The organism is Sorangium sp. So ce327, assembly GCF_051530205.1.
Lineage (GTDB): Bacteria > Myxococcota_A > Polyangia > Polyangiales > Polyangiaceae > Sorangium > Sorangium cellulosum_B.
In genome coordinates this window covers 10,132,049-10,149,701 of sequence record NZ_CP150330.1, presented here as the reverse complement: position 1 = coordinate 10,149,701, position 17,653 = coordinate 10,132,049, and the positions used below count along the sequence as shown (strand labels likewise).

General features: G+C 69.2%; 11 protein-coding genes. 8 read left to right on the top strand and 3 right to left on the bottom strand.

Annotation, left to right across the window (positions count from 1 at the left end):
• Positions 1-1,118: 1,118 nt before the first annotated feature.
• The 3 genes from WME95_RS38030 to WME95_RS38020 all read left to right on the top strand — a co-directional run bounded on the left by WME95_RS38030 (position 1,119) and on the right by WME95_RS38020 (position 5,937).
• Complete coding sequence (locus WME95_RS38030; RefSeq protein WP_437911070.1) at positions 1,119-1,937, top strand: polymorphic toxin type 8 domain-containing protein; 819 nt, start codon at positions 1,119-1,121, stop codon at positions 1,935-1,937.
• Positions 1,934-2,323 (top strand): DUF2750 domain-containing protein, encoded by a 390-nt coding sequence (locus WME95_RS38025; protein ID WP_437904196.1) that lies wholly within the window; start codon positions 1,934-1,936, stop codon positions 2,321-2,323. The genes WME95_RS38030 and WME95_RS38025 overlap by 4 nt, the downstream gene beginning before the upstream one ends.
• Positions 2,324-2,493: 170 nt before the next feature.
• Positions 2,494-5,937: a toxin TcdB middle/N-terminal domain-containing protein gene (locus tag WME95_RS38020; protein ID WP_437911069.1), complete on the top strand. Its 3,444-nt coding sequence runs from the start codon at positions 2,494-2,496 to the stop codon at positions 5,935-5,937.
• Positions 5,938-6,030: 93 nt separating this feature from the next.
• On the opposite strand, the gene WME95_RS38015 is transcribed toward WME95_RS38020, so the two are convergent.
• Entirely contained in the window at positions 6,031-7,911 is a 1,881-nt protein-coding gene (locus tag WME95_RS38015; RefSeq protein ID WP_437904195.1) for a DUF885 domain-containing protein, read from the bottom strand.
• Positions 7,912-8,256: 345 nt separating this feature from the next.
• On the opposite strand from WME95_RS38015, the gene WME95_RS38010 reads away from it, so the two are divergent.
• Positions 8,257-9,486, top strand: coding sequence for a phospholipase C (locus WME95_RS38010; RefSeq protein WP_437904193.1), 1,230 nt, complete (start codon positions 8,257-8,259; stop codon positions 9,484-9,486).
• A gap of 136 nt (positions 9,487-9,622) precedes the next feature.
• On the opposite strand, the gene mscL is transcribed toward WME95_RS38010, so the two are convergent.
• A complete protein-coding gene (gene mscL / locus WME95_RS38005; RefSeq protein ID WP_437544785.1) occupies positions 9,623-10,072 on the bottom strand; it encodes a large conductance mechanosensitive channel protein MscL in 450 nt (149 codons plus the stop codon).
• Positions 10,073-10,451: 379 nt separating this feature from the next.
• On the opposite strand from mscL, the gene WME95_RS38000 reads away from it, so the two are divergent.
• A complete protein-coding gene (locus WME95_RS38000; RefSeq protein WP_437544784.1) occupies positions 10,452-11,057 on the top strand; it encodes a 5-formyltetrahydrofolate cyclo-ligase in 606 nt (201 codons plus the stop codon).
• A gap of 16 nt (positions 11,058-11,073) precedes the next feature.
• Complete coding sequence (locus WME95_RS37995) at positions 11,074-13,659, top strand: hypothetical protein (protein ID WP_437904192.1); 2,586 nt, start codon at positions 11,074-11,076, stop codon at positions 13,657-13,659.
• A 471-nt stretch (positions 13,660-14,130) separates the two neighbouring features.
• Here WME95_RS37995 and WME95_RS37990 read toward each other — a convergent pair whose 3' ends face one another.
• Entirely contained in the window at positions 14,131-14,460 is a 330-nt protein-coding gene (locus tag WME95_RS37990) for a PilZ domain-containing protein (protein WP_437544781.1), read from the bottom strand.
• A 202-nt stretch (positions 14,461-14,662) separates the two neighbouring features.
• Here WME95_RS37990 and WME95_RS37985 point away from each other — a divergent pair, with 202 nt between their 5' ends.
• Together WME95_RS37985 and WME95_RS37980 are read left to right on the top strand one after the other, a co-directional pair.
• Positions 14,663-14,839 (top strand): hypothetical protein, encoded by a 177-nt coding sequence (locus WME95_RS37985; protein WP_437904191.1) that lies wholly within the window; start codon positions 14,663-14,665, stop codon positions 14,837-14,839.
• A gap of 741 nt (positions 14,840-15,580) precedes the next feature.
• Positions 15,581-17,491 (top strand): hypothetical protein, encoded by a 1,911-nt coding sequence (locus WME95_RS37980; protein WP_437904190.1) that lies wholly within the window; start codon positions 15,581-15,583, stop codon positions 17,489-17,491.
• Positions 17,492-17,653 lie beyond the last annotated feature (162 nt).

Below are 17,653 nucleotides of genomic sequence, written 5' to 3'. Positions count from 1 at the left end.
CGGGTACGACGAGTTCGAGCAGCGGGTGAGGGTGGTGCACGGCAACGGGATCGCGACGTCGTATCGGTATTACGAGAAGTCGCGGCGGCTTCAGGAGATCAACGCGGACCACCGCGACAGGTACCTCGTGGAGCGCGGCCGGCCGGCGAGGGCGTTCCAGCGGATGCGGTACGAGTACGACGTGGCGGGCAACCTGGAGCGCGTGCGGAACGATGTGCCGTACGAGCAGGACATGCCGGGCTCGGTGCTGGTGGGGCCGACGACGCAGGAGTACGGGTACGACGATCTGTACCAGCTGCTCTCGGCGAGCGGGACGTACCAGGACCGGAGAGACTGGCAGTACCGCTACCGGCTATCGTTCGCGTACGACGAGATCGGCAACATCCTGACGAAGGACCAGGCGAGCTACCGGTACGAGCCGCGAACGTGCCCCCCGGAGGAGGAGGAGTGCGACCCATGGAAGGAGGGCCACCCGATCCGGGAGCAGACGTACTGGCCGGAGTACCAGTACACGGGCTCGCAGCCGCACGCGCCGAAACGCATCGAGGAGCAGCTCGTGGCGGAGTCGGCCCCGTGGCTGCGGGAGATGCGGTATGACGCGAGCGGCAACCAGACCGGCTGGACGTACCCGGCGGGCACGCGGACGACGGACTGGAACGAGGAGAACCGCGTCAGCCGCGTGAGCCAGAACCAGCAGTTGAAGTCGCGGATGCTGTACGACGGCGACGGGGAGCGGCGGGTGCACCTGCACTACGTGAGCGGCGAGGAGGAGACGGCGTACCACGACCAGCACCTGACGCAGCGGGACGGGCGGTTCGTGACGAAGCACATCTATGCGGGGCAGACGCGGATAGCGAGCAAGATGGATCCTGACTGGTTCCGTGACCCGCCGACGCTGTACTACCACCCGGACCACCTGGGCAGCACGAGCTTCGCGTCGAACAACGAGCAGACGCTGACGCAGCGGGACGAGTACTTCCCGAGCGGGGAGCTGTGGATAGACGCGTCGGACTCGCGGTACGAGCTGAGGCGAGCGTACGTGTTCACGGGGAAGGAGCTCGACCAGGCGACGGGGGCTGTACTACTTCGGGGCGCGGTACTACGACCCGAGGGGCAGTGTGTGGCTGAGCCCGGATCCGATCCTGGACGAGTACATGGAGGGAGGGCCGGGCGGAGGGGTGTTCAACCCGGGGAACCTCGGGCTGTACAGCTACACGCTGAACAACCCGGTGAACCTCGTCGACCCGGATGGGCGGCAGGCGCAAGGGGGACACCGGAACTTCCCGCCTGGGGCCAATGGGTGCCGGCACCCGAGCTGCTTCAACGGGCCGGCGGGGCAAAAGTACCACCAGGAGCAGATGCTGCAGCGGATGAACGCCGGCGCTGCGGCGGCGGGTCGCACGTCTCGCGGTATCGGGGACGGCATGCGCCGGCTGCTGTTCAGGTTCGTCATGCAGCAGCAGGCTGCTCGGCCGGCGGCGCAGCCTGCGGCCACGCCGGCGCAGCCGCCGCAGGCCGCGCAGCCGGCGAAAGCGGCGCAGCCTGCGCCGGCGGCGAAGCCGGCGAGTTCTCCGCAGGCGGCACCTCCGGCGCAGACGGGGCAGGCGGCTGCGAAACAACCAGCATCATCTACCGGAACCGTAAAGGGAGGAACTGGACGTGCCCGTGCCCAAGAACGGCTAAGGCAAATCGCTGAAGACCCGAGTACATCATCTGCAGACCGAGGCTGGATTAAGCAAGAGCAGAACGCTATTGACCGTGGTCAGCGACCCACTATCCGCGTCCCACCAGGAAAACAGCTCGCTCACAGTAGAGGGCGCGAGGCAGCTAAGGGTTACGATCACGTTGAGTCGCCCTCGAAGCTTCAGGACACGGATCTTCATAGGACCCAGCATAAGCTCGATGATTTTGGTCGAGCGAACAAGGAGCGTCGATGAAACGAACCACTGAAAAAGAGATTCGGTCTGTTTTGGCGCTTGATGGTCCAGCCCGCTTTCGTCACTTCGTGAAGACGGTGGTCGCATGGGAGGCCGCATGGGGCCTCTGGAAAGATGGCTGGTCGCTCATGGAGAATGATGAGGGAATACCGGTGTTTCCGCTTTGGCCTGCTCGCGAATATGCTGAGCTCTGCCGTGCTGGAGACTGGGTGGATTACGAGGTTGAGGAAATCCCATTGGAGAGACTTCTCGGTGAGCTGCTGCCAAAGCTCGCAGAACGAGGTATGCTAGCTGGCGTGTTCCCGACACCCGCAGGCAAGGGTGTGACCTCCAGTGCCGAAGAGCTCGCAGGTTTGCTTCGTAAGGAGCTGGAAAATTACGAATGAGTACGACCGATTGCCACGTGACGCTTGCTAAGCCCGTGCGGCATGGCTCTTCGGTACATCGCTGGATCTGTCGCGGATGGTGATGCCCGAGAGCAGGATGGCGAGTCGGCTCAGCTCCGGCTCCAAGCAGGTGACGCAAGCGCCGGTGAGTCAATGAGTGGATCGTGGGGATGCTGCGCGAGAGCGACCCGGCGCTGCGGGCGCGGCTGAACCTGACGGGCAAGACCAACCGCCTGTCGCGGGTGGTCCGTCCGCTTGGCGGCAGCATCCGGCTGGACTATGCGCGTGAGGGCAACAAGGTGGCGTATGCGAGCAGCCCGGACGAGCTGAGCGTGGACATGCCCGGCAGCAAGTGGGTGCTGTCGCGGGTGGAGGTGGACGACGGCATGGGCACGCCCGCCTACGTGCACACGTTCGATTACCACCAGAGCGGGTTCTACGACCGGGCGGAGCGCGAGGACTACGGCTTCGCGCAGGTGACGGCGACGCGCGAGGACGGCTCGCAGATCGTGACGCGTTACCACAACCAGGACTATTACCGTCGCGGGCTGGTGGCCGAGGTGATCGAGCAGGACGCCGAGGGGCGGCTGTTCAGCCGGCAGCAGGTGGCCTATCGCGCGCCCGGGGCGCAGGCGACGCTGACGGGCTCGTTCTTCCCCAGGGAAGAGCTGCGGACGATGTCGTGGTACGAGGGCAAGACGACGGACCCGAGCGCGCCCGGCAAACAGACGAGCGAGGAGCGGGACTGGGACGACCGCGGCAACCTCATCGAGGTGATCGAGCACGGCGAGCCAGGCACGCCGGAGGACGACGTCGCGACCACGATCCACCACGTGACGTACGACGGGCCGCACATCGTGCGGGCGGACAGCGTCGAGGTGCGCGACAGCGCGGGGACGCTGCTGCGCGGGCGCACCGCCGGGTACAATGAGGTGACCGGGGCGGTGGAGTGGATCACGAGCACGGTGATCGGCGGCAAGGATCCGGCGACGGGCGCGCCGTACACGGGAGACGCGTCGACGAATCCGACATGGAGGTTCACGCACGACGCGTACGGCAACCTGGAGCAGGTGATCGAGCCGCGGGGCTTCACGCTGACGTACGAGTACGACGATGTCGCGGAGACGTACCTCTCCCGGGTGGACGATTCGTTCGGTTACTTCTCGGAGACGTCGACGGACTACCGCTACGGCGCGGTCAGCGCGGTGCGGGACGTCAACGGCCATGAGGTCCACTACGACTTCGACGCGTTCGGGCGCCTGCGGGCGGTGTTCGGTCCGGACGATCCGCTGACGGCGGAGGAGGCGACGATCACATTCGAGTATGCGCTCCAGCCCGGGGAGAGCGTCGCGCTGCCGGCGTGGGCGCGGACGCGGCACAAGGACGTGCAGCACCCGGGGGAGCCGATCGACACGGTGACGTTCATCGACGGGCTGGACCGGGTGATCCAGACGAAGAAGGACCTGGAGAAGGATCCAGGGACGGGGGCCGCTCCGATGGTGGGGATGAGCGTGAGCGGCCGGGTGGTGCTGGACGAGCGGGGGCGCGTCTGGCAGCAGGGGCAGCCGGTGTTCGCGACGGGGGAGGCGACGGCGTTCGTGGACGTGGCGCTGAAGCACCCGACGACGTTCGAGTACGACGTGCTCTCGCGCATCGTCGAGCGGAGGGAGCCGGATGAGGCGGCCGAGACCGGCGAGGCGGTGACGACGACGAGCTATGATATCGACGAGCTCGATGGCGTGGCGATGTTCGTGGCGACGGAGGTCGACCCGAAGGGGAAGGTGCGCAAGGCGTACCAGGACGTGGACAACGCGATCGTGGCGGTCGAGGAGCGCAATCGGCTGCGCGGGTCGGAGGCGTGGACGACGCTGATGACGCGGTACGGGTACAGCGCGGTCGACGAGCTCGTGCGGGTGACGGACACGCGCGGGAACGTGACGACGGCGGCGTACGACACGCTGGGGCGGATGGTGACGCTGACGAGCCCGGACATGGGGCGCACGGAGTGGCGCTACGACCGGTCGGGCAACGTCGGGGCGCGGCAGACGGCGAAGCTCTTGGCGGAAGGTGCGGGCAAGCTGATCCGGTACGAGTACGACTTCAACCGGCTCAGGCGGGTGAACTACCCGGACTCGACGGACGTGACGTATGTGTACGGCGCGCCGGGCGAGGCAGGCGATGATCACGGTAACCGGGCCGGGCGGCTGGTGGAGGAGCAGAGCGAGGCGGGGAAGAGGACGTTCTGGTATGACCGGCTGGGGAACGTGGCGAAGCTGACGACGGAGTTCCCCCGGCTGCGGGAGCCGCACCGGGGCCCGTACCAGGCGACGATGGAGTACGACTTCGACGGGTTCGGGCGGCTCTTGTCGCTGAAGTTCCCTGGCTCCGGGGCGGAGGTCGTGACGTACGGCTACGACCGAGGGGGCCTGGTCCGGTCGGCCGTGGGAACGAACACGCAGATCAACCCGCAGCATCCGGACGAGCCGGCGGTGACGCAGTACCTGATGCACATCGGGTACGACGAGTTCGAGCAGCGGGTGAGGGTGGTGCACGGCAACGGGATCGCGACGTCGTACCGGTATTACGAGAAGTCGCGGCGGCTTCAGGAGATCAACGCGGACCACCGCGACCGGTACCTCGCGGAGCGCGGCCGGCCGGCGCGGGCGTTCCAGCGGATGCGGTACTCGTACGACCCGGCAGGCAACCTGGAGCGCGTGCGGAACGAGGTGCCGTACGAGCAGGACATGCCGGGGTCGGTGCTGGTGGGGCCGACAACGCAGGAGTACGGGTACGACGATCTGTACCAGCTGATCTCGGCGAGGGGGACGTACCAGGACCGGAGAGACTGGCAGTACCGGTACCGGCTGTCGCTCTCGTACGACGAGATTGGCAACATCCTGACGAAGGACCAGGCGAGCTACCGGTACGAGCCGCGAACGTGCCCCCCGGAGGAGGAGGAGTGCGACCCATGGAAGGAGGGCCACCCGATCCGGGAGCAGACGTACTGGCCGGAGTACCAGTACACGGGCTCGCAGCCGCACGCGCCGAAACGCATCGAGGAGCAGCTCGTGGCGGAGTCGGCCCCGTGGCTGCGGGAGATGCGGTATGACGCGAGCGGCAACCAGACCGGCTGGACGTACCCGGCGGGCACGCGGACGACGGACTGGAACGAGGAGAACCGCATCACGCGGGTGACGCAGAACACTCAGGTGCTGTCGCGGATGCTGTACGACGGCGACGGGGAGCGGCGGGTGCACCTGCACTACGTGAGCGGCGAGGAGGAGACGGCGTACCACGACCAGCACCTGACGCTGCGGGACGGGCGGTTCGTCACCAAGCACATCTATGCGGGGCAGACGCGGATAGCGAGCAAGATGGATCCTGACTGGTTCCGTGACCCGCCGACGCTGTACTACCACCCGGACCACCTGGGCAGCACGAGCTTCGCGTCGAACAACGAGCAGACGCTGACGCAGCGGGACGAGTACTTCCCGAGCGGGGAGCTGTGGATAGACGCGTCGGACTCGCGGTACGAGCTGAGGCGAGCGTACGTGTTCACGGGGAAGGAGCTCGACCAGGCGACGGGGCTCTACTACTTCGGGGTGCAGTACTAAGACCCGCGGATCAATGTGTGGCTGCGCCCGGATCCGATCCCGGACGACGGCGCGCAGGAGCTCGTCCAGAGCGAGCCGCGCGCCCTCCGCCGCTCACGGCGCCCGCTGTGCCGGCACGAAGCGCTCGATGACCGCCTTGCGAAGCAGCTTCGGCGGCAGGATGCCCTGGGCGAGCACGAAGTCGTGGAACCGCTGCGCGTCGAAGCGCGGGCCCATCATGGCCTCGGTCTCTCGCCGCAGCTCCATCAGCCGGGTGAACCCGTAGAAGTACGAGGTCGCCTGCCCCGGTGCGCGGAAGGTGTAACGCTCCACCTCGGATTGCGCGAGGGGCGGCGACAGGACCACCTCTTTCTCGAGGAAGGTCCGCGCGGCGGCCGGCGTGATCTTGCCCGCCTGGAGCTCCGGGTCCAGGAAGCCGCGGGCGGCCCGGACCAGGCGGTGTTGCAGGGAGACGAGCTGGCCCTCGGGCGGCATGAACGGGAGCAGGATGGCCTCCGAGTAAAGCGCCCACCCCTCCATGTTGGCGCTGTTCTCCGCGAAGACGGCCCGGGCGAGCGAGACGCCCCGCTCGACGAGCGAGGCGAACTGGAGCTCGTGCCCGGGGCGCGCCTCGTGGGCGGTGAGCGTCCATGACGCCGCGGCATAGGTGAAATCGTCGATCTTCCGCAGCTGGTCAGAGGGCCCAGGCAGGCTGAGCGGAAGCACGAACTCCCCCGCTTCTCCCTGGTTGTCGAGCAGCCGCGGCGGCCGCATGCGCGGCGCCGGCATCTCGGCGCTCTCCGCGGCGGTGCCGAGCCGGATGCGCGCCGGCCGCTCCGGCAGCGTGACGAGGCGCTCCTTCCGGAGGATCTCTTCGATCTGGGCGAGCCGCTCCTTGTAATGCGGCACGATCGCCTCGCCCACGAGCTGCTCTTTTTTCAGGGCGCGGATCACGTCTCGGTAGTCCGCGCTCGGCAAGTTGCGCGCTTTCGCGATGGGCAGCGAGAGCTTCTGCATCTGCGCCTTCAGATCGTCGAAGGCGGCGTGCGCCAGACGAGCGAGCTCGGCGGGCGGGATGTCGACGCCATGCAGCTCGAGCATGTACGCGTAGAGCGGCGGCGGCAGCGCGAAGTCGGTCCGCGCCTTCGGGAGGACGTCCTTGCGCAGCGCCGCGTCGTACGCCTCGAGCTGACGATTCAGCGCTGCCAGCGGCTCTTCGTGGCCGCTGATGCCGTATTTCCGGAAGAGCTCGCCGATACCCTCCCGCACGCGGGCGTTGGTGGCGAGGTGCCGCTCGATCTCCACCCTGGAGGGCGCCAGCAAGCCGGGCTTCCCGAACTCCTGGTCGAGCCTCTTCCTCGCCTGCTCGGCGATGGGCGCGTGGCCCGCCTCCAGCCCGGCGTACCGCCGGAGCCGCGCGAGGGCCGTGGCTCGGCGCGGCGGCGGGATGCGGTCGTCGAGCAGGGTCGAGATGCCCTCGAACACGAGCCCCGTGACGTGCACATAGGTGACCCGGGTCCTCTCCTCGAGCTCGGACCCGCGGACGGCCCGGTCCGCGGCGTCCAGCAAGATCTGAAGATCCTCGGCGACCGCTGGGTCCTTCTCGGCCGCTCGGCGCTTCTCCAGCTCCGCGATGGCCTCGCGGTACGCCGCGCGCAGTCGCGCCTCGACGCCGGGCGACAGATCGGAGACCTCCTGGTCGGCGCGCTCGACCCCCAGCGCGCTGGCGCGCTCCGGCGAGAACCTGGCGAGCACGTCGAGGAGGATCTTCGCATGCTGGTTGCTGCGCTCGACCCACGCTGGCCGTCGCGGCGCCGCGGCGGCCGCGCTCTGGCCCGGCGAGGCGGCCGCGCTCTGGCCCGGCGAGGCGGCCGCGCTCTGGCCCGGCGCGGCGGAGGGCGAGGGAAGGGGAGCCGGCGCGGCGGGCGGCGGCGCCTTGACGGTGCACGCGGCGACGAGCAGGGGCGCGAGGGCGCGGAGCGGGCGCAAGGTCATGAGGCACCTCTCGCACAGGCGCCCTGGAGCGCCAACCGGAAGCCGAGGAGCAACGTCCCCGCGCACCGAAGATGCCTCCCGCGGCCCGCGGCGTGAACGCGGTCCCACCGGCGCATGGACAAGTTGTTGAATTGCACCGCTTTTCAGGGGACGTCGGAGCGCATGGAAAAGTTTCAGTCAAGCCGGGTCAGGTCCCCGCAGCTGGGGCTTGACGTCTTCGGAGACCTTGGATCTCCTTCTCCGCTGGCAGGTTTCGGTAGATGAATTCACGATGGTGAAACTGGCCCTGCGCGGCCGCGTCGACCGGCACAGCGCTGAGCCGCATGGGAAAGCGAGCGGTGGAACATGGCAGACATTCGTCATCTGGTCATCGTGATGCTCGAGAACCGCTCCTTCGATCACATGCTGGGTTACCTGCGCGGCACGGGCATGGACGTCGATGGAGTGATCGGCGCGACGAACTCGGACGATAACGGCACGCCGATCACTGGATATCATCTCGAGAGCACGAGAGTCCGGATCCGCCCGCATCACCACCGGAAGGAGGTCGTGCGGCAGATCAACGGCGGCGCGATGGACGGCTTCGTGAAAGGCTACAGCACGAACAGCCACGTCGCCGAGATCATGGGCTGGTACGACCAGCGTGATCTGCTGACGTACGATAGCCTGGCGCGACAGTACGTCGTTTGCGACCGGTGGTTCGCTTCGTTCGCGGGCCCGACGTGGCCGAACCGGTTCTTCGCGCTCTGCGGGACCAGCGGCGGGCGCACGGGCAACCTGCAATGGATCGACCACGCGACGTTCTTCGACCTGTTGCCGGTCGACTCGTGGCGCTACTACTCGCACGACATCGCGTTCTTGCGGACCGTCGAGAAATACAAGGGCCACCGCGGGCTGCCGATCGCGAAGATCTCCTCGTTCTACAGGGCCTGCCGTGAAGGCACGCTGCCCAGCGTCTCGTGGATCGACCCGAACTTCACGCTGGTCGACGTGGACGCGCTCCTGAACTGGGCGAATGACGACCATCCCCCGGCCGACGTGGCGCGCGGTCAGAACCTGATCGCGCGCATCTACAACCACCTGATCGCGAGCCCGTCCTGGCCGCACGTGGCGCTGGTCGTGACCTACGACGAGCATGGCGGGTTCTACGACCACGTGCGCCCGCCGCCGTCGCCCGCGAGCGAGGCGGCGCCGTTCGATACGCTCGGCGTTCGCGTGCCGGCCCTCGTCGTCTCGCCCTGGGCTCCGCGCGGCGTGCCGTTCCACGGAACACTCGACCATACGTGCATCGCGCGCACCGCGCTCGAGCTGTTCGCGCCCGATCGCGTGAACGCGCTGAGCCCTCGGGTCACCGCGTCTCCGAGCCTGCTCTCCTTGCTCAGCGAGCCGAGGCCACGCACCGACCAGCGCAGGCTCGATGGTATCCCGATCCTGGAGACCGCGGTCGCCCCGATCCACATGGGCTCGACCGCGCCGTCCGGCTTTCACTCGATGGAGCTCACCGACGCCCAGCAGGAAATTCTGACGCTGAAGAAGGCCGTGCTCGAGGCCGGCGTGCCCGTCGAGAACCATTGAGGCAGAGCGCGGCGATCCGCGGTCGAGCGCCCCTTCCAGCGAACCCGGCGTCGACGCGCTCTGCCTCGACGGAGAGCCCGCTCGCCGGCGAGCGGCGCCAGCTGCGCCGCCCACGCGGTGACCTCTCCGTTTCGCGTTACGCGCCCTTCAGCGCCGCCGTGCAGTGCCCGCAGCGCACCGCCTTGATGGGGATGCTCATCGCGCACTCGGGGCACTCCTTCGTCGTCACCTCCTCCGCGTGTTGCCTCTGAAGCTTCCCCATGAGCCGCACCAGGAGGAAGACGCTGAGCGCGACGATGAAGAAGCTCACCAGGCTGTTGATGACGACCCCGTACTGGAGGAGCACCGCGCCGGCCTTCACCATCTCCTCGGGGGTCGCGTACGGACCGGGCCCGCTCGGCGACTTCAGGACGATGTAGTGCCGGCTGAAATCGATGCCGCCCGTCAGGAGGCCTATCGGCGGCATGATCAGGTGATCTACCAGCGTCTTGACGATGTTGCCGAACGCCGCGCCGATCACGACGCCCACGGCCATGTCGACGACATTGCCACGAACCGCGAACTTCTTGAAATCCTCCCAGAACATCGCTTCCTCCGGCGTCGGGGGCTCCTGCCCCCCGCGATCGCACCGCTCCGGTATCGTCTCTCCGCGATCAGGATGCTACCAGCTGCCTGTGCGGACCGCGCGGCGGCGCCGCCATCCGCGCGGCCGCCGGCAGCAGCACGAACGGTGCCACCGGGCTCGTCCGTGGGCTCACCCTGGCCAGCCGCTCGCAGCTGCGGCCTCGGCGCGGTCGCTCCCGCCCGTCCCGCTCCCCCCGCGCTCGGAGCGCGGCCGTTGCCCGCCCTCCGTGCAAGGGCGCCACACCTGGGGCCAACTGCGCCACCTCACACCGATTTCGCACATGGCGGTTCCCCGGCCCGGGGCGGCTCTCTAGGATGCGCGCCGGAGGAACCACCGAGCCATGGACCCCGACGCCGAGGCCGCCCTGCGCTACCGCGCCAAAGCCGAGCTGCGGAAGCGCGCTCGGGCCGTCCGCAGCTCCATCCCCCACGACGCCATCCTCGAGCGATCGCGCCGGATCCAGCGCGCGCTCGCGGAGCTGCCGGCCCTCGCCGCGGCCCGGCGGGTCGCGCTCTTCTACCCGATCGAGGGGCGCAACGAGGTCGACCTCCGGGAGCTCGATCCGCTGCTGCGCGCCCGCGGCGCCCGGGTCGCGTACCCCTCCATCGACCCCGAGTCGCGCGCCATGACCTTCCGCTTCGTCGAGGACCCCGAGGCCATGGAGGAGCGCGGCCTCGGCTTCCGCGAGCCCGACGCGACCGACGAGGAGGCCGCCGCGCTCGACGTCATCGTCGTGCCCGCGCTGCAGATCGACGCCCGAGGGCACCGGATCGGCTATGGCGCCGGCTACTACGACAGCACCCTGCCGCGCTTCTGCCCCCCGGCGCATGCGGTGGGCGTCGTGTTCGACTTCCAGCTCGTCGCCGAGGTGCCGGCGACCCCGGGTGACGTCCCGCTCGGGACCATCGTCACCGACGCCCGCGTGCTCGCCGCCGAACCCGCCTAGGATGCCCAGGGCGCAGGTGGGAGAGGACAGCGCGAGCGACAGGCCCGTCCTCCTCGCGGCCATCGCCTCGGGCGCGATGATCGCCCAGCAGGTCGCCGGCCGGGCGACCCGGGACGCCCTCTTCCTCGCCAGCTTCGGCGCGGCCGACGTCCCCAAGGTCATGGCCGCCGGCGCGGTCCTGTCGTTCGCCGCCGTCGTCCTGCTCTCGCGTGCGCTCCTCCAGCTCTCCCCCGCGCGCGTCGTCCCGGCCACGTTCGCTGCGAGCTCCGTGCTGCTCGCCCTGGAGTGGGACCTCGCCCGGCGCGCGCCCGGCGCCGCCGCCCTCGTCTTCTACCTGCACATCGCCGTCTTCGGCGCGACGCTCATCTCCGCCTTCTGGTCGCTCGTCAACGAGCGCTTCGACCCCCACACCGCCCGCCACTCCATCGGGCGCATCGCGGGCGGCGGGACCGTCGGCGGCGTGATCGGCGGCCTGTTCGCCTGGCGCGCCAGCCGCCTCATCGACGCCCCGACGATGCTCCTCGCCCTCTCCGCGGTGAGCGCGCTCACCGCCTGGGCCACCCACCACCTGGGCGCCGGCCTCGCGCGCGCGGCCGGCGCCGCCGGCGGGGCGGGGCGCACCGAGGTTGAGGCGGGGCGCACCGAGGTTGAGGCGGGGCGCACCGAGGTTGAGGCGGGGCGCACCGAGGTTGAGGCGGCCCGCACCCAGGTTGAGGCGGGGGGCACCGAGGTTGAGGCGGCCCGCACCCAGGTTGACGCGGCCCGCACCGAGGTTGAGGTGGCACGCACCGAGGTTGGCGCCGGCGGGTCGGGGCTCGCCGCGTTGCGCGACAACAGCCACCTGCGCGACCTCGGCCTGCTCGTCGGGCTCGGCGCCGTGAGCGGCGCGTTGTTCGACGTGGCTCTCAGCGCCGAGGCGGCCGCCGCGATGACCGACCGCAACGCGCTGCTCTCGTTCTTCGCGCTCTTCCATCTCTCGGTGAGCGTGCTCTCGTTCCTCGTGCAGTCGCTCGCCGCCACCTTCTCGCTCGACCGGCTCGGGCTCGCCGCCACCATGGGCATCCTCCCGGCCGCGGTCGTCGCGAGCACCCTCTCCCTCGTGGTCGCGCCGCGGCTCTGGGCCGCCTCCATTGTCCGCGCGACCGAGGCGGTGCTCCGGAACTCGCTGTTCCGGTCGGGCTACGAGCTGCTCTACACGCCCCTGCCCCCGGACCAGAAGCGGTCGATCAAGACGCTCATCGACGTCGGCTTCGACCGCATCGGCACCGCGGCGGGCAGCGGCCTCGCGATGGCCCTGCTCGTGCTCGCCCCGGGCGGGTCGCTCCCGCTGCTGCTCGGCCTCGGCGCGGCGGCCGCGGGCGTCACGTTGCTCTTCACGCCTCGGCTGCACCGGGGCTATGTCGCCGCGCTCGAGGGCAGCCTGCGCTCCGGCGCCGTCTCGCTCGACCCGACGAACGTCGTCGACGCGACCACCCGCCGCACCCTGAGCGGCACCGTCGACGCGCTCAGCCGCGACAGGGTCCGCGCCGAGCTCGCCGCGCTCCGGAACGCCGCGGCGGCGCGGCACCACGCCGGGCGCGCCTCGGCCGACGGCGAGCGCACGTCGCACCCCGGCCCGCCGCTCTCCGGCCGTTCACCGCTCTCCGGCCGTTCACCGCTCTCCGCCCCCGCCCCCGGGGACTCGCTGCGGCCTCCGGCGGGTGATCGCAGGGGCGTCGACGGGCCGCTGTCTGCGCGCGCCGCGTCGGCCGCGCTGGCGTCCGATCCGGTGCTTGCCGCCACGGCCGACCTGCGCTCCGGCGATCCCGAGCGGATCCGCCGGGCGCTCGTCCGGGAGCCGGACCCTGCGCTCGTGCCGCACCTCCTCCCGCTCCTCGAGCGCGAGGGGCTCACCTCCGAGGCGATCCGGGCGCTCCGCGCCGTCGCCCCCCGCGCGACCGGCCAGCTCACCGACGCGCTCCTCGATCCGTCCGTGAGCGTCGCCCTCCGGCGCCGCATTCCGCGGGTGCTCCAGGCCTGTCCCACCCAGCGCGCCGCCGACGGCCTGATCCTGGGCCTCGCCGACGAGCGCTTCGAGGTGCGTTTTCAGTGCGGCGTCGCCCTCGCGCGGCTCCTCCAGCAGCGCGCGCCGATCCACCTGCGGCACGACGACGTGATCGAGGCGGCGATGCGGGAGATCGCGATCGGTCGCCGGGTGTGGGACGCCCAGCCCCCCAACGTCGCGCCCCCGGTCGAGGCGCCGCTGGCCGAGCGATTGCTCGTCGAGCGGACGAGCCGCAGCCTGGAGCACGTGTTCCGCGTCCTCTCGCTTTGCCTGGAGCGCGAGCCGCTCGAGATCGCCTACAGGGCGCTCCACGCCGACGACGCCCACCTCCGCGGGACTGCGCTCGAGTACCTGGAGAACGTCCTGCCGGCGCCCATCCGCGAGAGTCTCTGGCCGTACCTGGGCGCCCGCGCGCCCGCCCCTCCCGAGCCGAGCGCCGCCGAGCCGCGCGCGCCGCGCCTGCCCGAGCACGCGCTCGACGAGCTTCGCCGCTCTGCCGCCAGCATTCCGCGGGCGTCGATCTCCGCCGCCCGCCGGCGACGAGAGCCCCGCACGTAGCCGCGTGGCCCACCGCTCGTCGCTCCAGCGAGCGACAAAAAAAAAGCGTCGCCGGGGCCTAGGGGGGGAGAGGCCGCACCAGCAACGCTCGTCCGTGAATTAGCAGCTCACATGCCACCGCGAGAAGACGGAAATAGATTTAAAATTCGCATAGATGTCCCGGTCACATCCTCCCCGCGTTGCAATCCTGCGATTTCATCCTTGCAGGCGAGCATCATGTCGAGGACGTCCCCCCCATCCGTCTCAAGCCGTTCCCCCCGCCCGTCTGCCCCATCTCCACCGGTTTCCGCCCCCCTCTGCCCCATCCAGAGCACGGCGGCAGCAGAGCCGCAGCAGAGCGGCGGTCTCCCGCACAGGAGACGGGCCCAGATCGGCGTTTTCGGCGCGCAAGCGCACTCCGGTGCGCTGAGCACCGAAAACGTCGAGGTGGGCCCGTATCCGAAGCGGGTGACCGTCGCTCTAACCGTCGCTCTAATGGAGGGGGGAGCGGTGGTGGACGCGCTGGTCGAGGTGCTCGGCGATGGTGAGCCGGTCGGCGTCGCTCATGACCACGAAGCGGACGGCGAGCAGGTTGTCGCGGTCCCAGACCGGGCGGGCGCGCAGCCGGATGGGGCGCCCGACCCCGAGGTCGAGCTCGAACGGGGTCACGGCGGGCAGCGCCCGGCCTGCCAGCGCGGGCGCGCGCTCGACGACCATCCCCGTGGGGGAGAGATCGATCGCGCGACACCGGTGCCGGTGGCCATCGACGAGCGCCGAGACGGGGAAGTCGACCTGCGCGCGCGCGCCCTGCCTCCGATCCATGCGAGCCTCCTTGGTGTCCTCGTGACGCGGCGAGCCTAGGTCGCGAGGCTCGTCCGGGCCAAACATCGGGCGGGCGAGCCGTGCGGTCCGCTCGCGGCGCCGGGGCGCGATCTCGGCGCGGTCCGCTCGCGGCGCCGGGGCGCGATCTCGGCGCGCGCGGGATCGGTGCGATATGCTGGCCCGGCGAAAGGAAGGTGTGGCGATGCCCACGTGCCGGGAATGCGATAACGAGGTCGACGAGCTCAAGACGATCAAGGTCGGAACCAAGAAGAAGAAGGTCTGTGAGGACTGCGCCGACCGCGCGGCGCAGGAGGGCGCGATCGCCGAGGAGAGCGAGGCGGTGGTGCAGCAGATGATGGGCTTCAAGGGGAGGCGCTGACCGCTCGCGCGCCCGCCGATTCCCGCCGATCTCCCCCGCGCGGCGAGCAGCGCGATGCCGCGCGGACGCCGCCGATCTCCCCGTCGAACGCCGGCCCGTCGTCCTTCTCCACGATCTCCCGCGAGCCCGTGTCGCGCGCCGACCGCGGCAGGCCAGCCGCGACGCGCATAGCGAATGCTCCGCCAGGCGATCGAGCAGGGCCGTGAGCTGTTTTCTTGCTTGCGGTGCAGCGGTGTCGCCGAGGAAGCGCGCGACCTCCCTCGGGTCACAGGCGCCGCGGCTGAGATAGCGAATGCGGGGGTAAGGTAGGTGAAGGTCGTTGACCGACATGGAGAACCCTGTCGCATTGAAGGTTTACCCACATTTTCGGGGGATTTCGTCTGCATTCAAGCGAGCGAGCGACCACTTCTCTATACCTTCCTTACATCAGCGGACGGACTGCGCATTGCAGTTCTGCATCGAAAATTTGCAACAGTGATGTGAAAAGCGGCCGAGGTGTGCGACCTAATTGGGTGTTCGTTTCGTTTTCGAAAGCATTTCGTCTTGACCCGTCGTGTTAATCCGGGAATAAGTTGTTTCACGAGAGCGCCGGTATCCGCCCCTCTGGTGCTGAATGGTCTGCACCGATGGTTCGCGGCGCGAAGGCACGCAGCGGGAGGCTCCTCTTCTGCCCCCTGATGCTTTCGCCCGTTACGGTCCTGTTCACCACAGGGGTTCGACGACGCCGGGGGAGAAAAAGCCATGCATTCAATTTCTCAAGGCTTTGGGTCGCGGTCGTTTGCCGCCGGTAAGTTCATCGCCTCGCTCGTGGCGATGTCGATCGTCGGCTTCGGCTGCGCGCCGCTCGACGAGGACGTGACTGCAGAGGAGCTGGACGCGGAGGAGCAGGCGGCCGGCACGACCTATCAAGTCGGTCCCACGCGCACCTACAAGACCATCGGTGAGGTAGCCAGCAGACTGCAGGCGGGCGACGTGGTGGAGGTCGACGGCAACGCCACGTATTCGGGCAACATCAGGCTCACGAAATGGGGCACGCCCACCTCGAAGATCACGATCCGCGGCGTGCGCGTCGGCGGGAAGCGCCCCGTCCTGAAGGGCGGCACCAACACGATCGAGATCAACGCGAACCACATCGTCTTCGAGGGGTTCGATGTGACGGGCGGCACCTCGAGGTGCATCTTCCAGCACGGGCACGATGTCACGATCCGTGACTCCGTGATCCACGATTGCCCAGCGCACGGGATCCTGGGCGCCGACAGCGATTCGGGTTCGCTGTTGGTGGAATACGTGGAGGTCTATAACTGCGGTAACGGTACGCAGAAGCACCCGATCTACATCGCGACGGATGAGTCCGCCTACCCGGGCTCCGTGTTCCGGATGCAGCACAGCTATGTCCACGATGCAACCGGCGGCAACGCGGTGAAGACCCGCGCGGAGCGGAACGAGATCTATTACAACTGGATCGAGGGCGGGCTCTACAAGGACCTCGAGCTCATCGGCCCCGACGGGCAGGATCCGGGGCTCGCGCGGGAGGACTCCGATGTGGTCGGCAACGTCTTCCGCAAGACGCACACGCAGTACGTGATCCGCGTCGGCGGCGACGGCACGGGCGACACCAACGGGCGGTATCGGTTCGTGAACAACACGTTCCTGCTGATGGCGGGGTCGAGCGCGGCGATCCACCTGTTCGATGGCATCGAGAGCATCGAGCTGCACAACAACATCTTCCATCGCGTCGGGGGCGGGAGCGTTCAGGTCTTCCGTGACGACGCGAGCTGGACGACCGGCAGCCCGCTCATCAAGGGCGTCAACAACGCCATGCCCCCGGGCACGATAGTGCCTTCCGGCTTCGCGGGGACGCTGTTCGTGAGCGATCCCGGCTTCACGAGCATCGGCAACCGCGACGTGACGCTGCTCTCGACGAGCGCGCTGCGGAACGCGGGTGTCAGCTCGACGACGGGGATCTCGGGGCGCACGTTCCCGTCGCCGCTCGCGATGCCGCTGTACCACCCGCCGAAGGCGGCGGTCGCGGCCGTCGGCTCCGCGCAGCGGCGGACGGCCGTGGGCGCGGTCGACATCGGCGCGTTCGAGTTCGGGACGACGACCACGACGCCGACGCCCACGCCGACGACACCGACGCCCACGCCGACCACGCCGACGCCCACGCCGACCACGCCCACGCCGACGGCGCCGGTGTGCTCGGTCGTCAACGCGGGCAAGTGGTTCAATTCGCAGCTGCCTTCGACCCAGCGGGGCACCTTCACGGCGACCTGGGACGTGACGCCGAGCGCGTCGAAGATCGACGCTGTGGTCGGCCTCTCGAGCGGCTCCGCGAGCCAGTGGACCCAGCTCGCCGCGATCGTCATCTTCGACGAGGAAGGCAATGTCCGCGTCCGGAACGCCTCGAGGTACCAGGCGCTCCGGGTGTTCCCGTACACCGGCGGGACGACCTATACCGTCCGGATGGTGGTCGACGTGGCGGCGAAGCGGTACTCGGTGTACATCCGGCCGAAGAACGGCACCGAGGTGCAGCTCGCGAGCAACTACGCGTTCAGGTCCGAGCAGGCCAGCGTCGCTTCGCTCGCGAACTGGGCGATGACGCAGACGATCGGAACGGCCACCCTGTCGGCCTGCAACTTCAAGATACAGTGATCCCACGGGGGCCCGGCGCGAGGAGACCGTGTTCTTCGCGCGGCGCGGGGACCCCGCCGGACTCACCTGAGACAAAGCTCCTCCGGCTTCGCCGGAGGAGCTTTGTCATTTGGGCTCAGATATCGGCCCTCCCCGCGCCGCGCGAAGAACACGGCCTCCTCG

What these genes read in the sequence shown, in the direction of transcription:
- WME95_RS38025 (WP_437904196.1), top strand. Translation starts at nt 1,934, where the DNA reads ATGAAACGAACCACTGAAAAAGAGATTCGGTCTGTTTTGGCGCTTGAT.
- WME95_RS38020 (WP_437911069.1), top strand. Translation starts at nt 2,494, where the DNA reads ATGCTGCGCGAGAGCGACCCGGCGCTGCGGGCGCGGCTGAACCTGACG.
- WME95_RS38015 (WP_437904195.1), bottom strand. Translation starts at nt 7,911, where the DNA reads ATGACCTTGCGCCCGCTCCGCGCCCTCGCGCCCCTGCTCGTCGCCGCG.
- WME95_RS38010 (WP_437904193.1), top strand. Translation starts at nt 8,257, where the DNA reads ATGGCAGACATTCGTCATCTGGTCATCGTGATGCTCGAGAACCGCTCC.
- mscL (WP_437544785.1), bottom strand. Translation starts at nt 10,072, where the DNA reads ATGTTCTGGGAGGATTTCAAGAAGTTCGCGGTTCGTGGCAATGTCGTC.
- WME95_RS38000 (WP_437544784.1), top strand. Translation starts at nt 10,452, where the DNA reads ATGGACCCCGACGCCGAGGCCGCCCTGCGCTACCGCGCCAAAGCCGAG.
- WME95_RS37990 (WP_437544781.1), bottom strand. Translation starts at nt 14,460, where the DNA reads ATGGATCGGAGGCAGGGCGCGCGCGCGCAGGTCGACTTCCCCGTCTCG.
- WME95_RS37985 (WP_437904191.1), top strand. Translation starts at nt 14,663, where the DNA reads ATGCCCACGTGCCGGGAATGCGATAACGAGGTCGACGAGCTCAAGACG.
- WME95_RS37980 (WP_437904190.1), top strand. Translation starts at nt 15,581, where the DNA reads ATGCATTCAATTTCTCAAGGCTTTGGGTCGCGGTCGTTTGCCGCCGGT.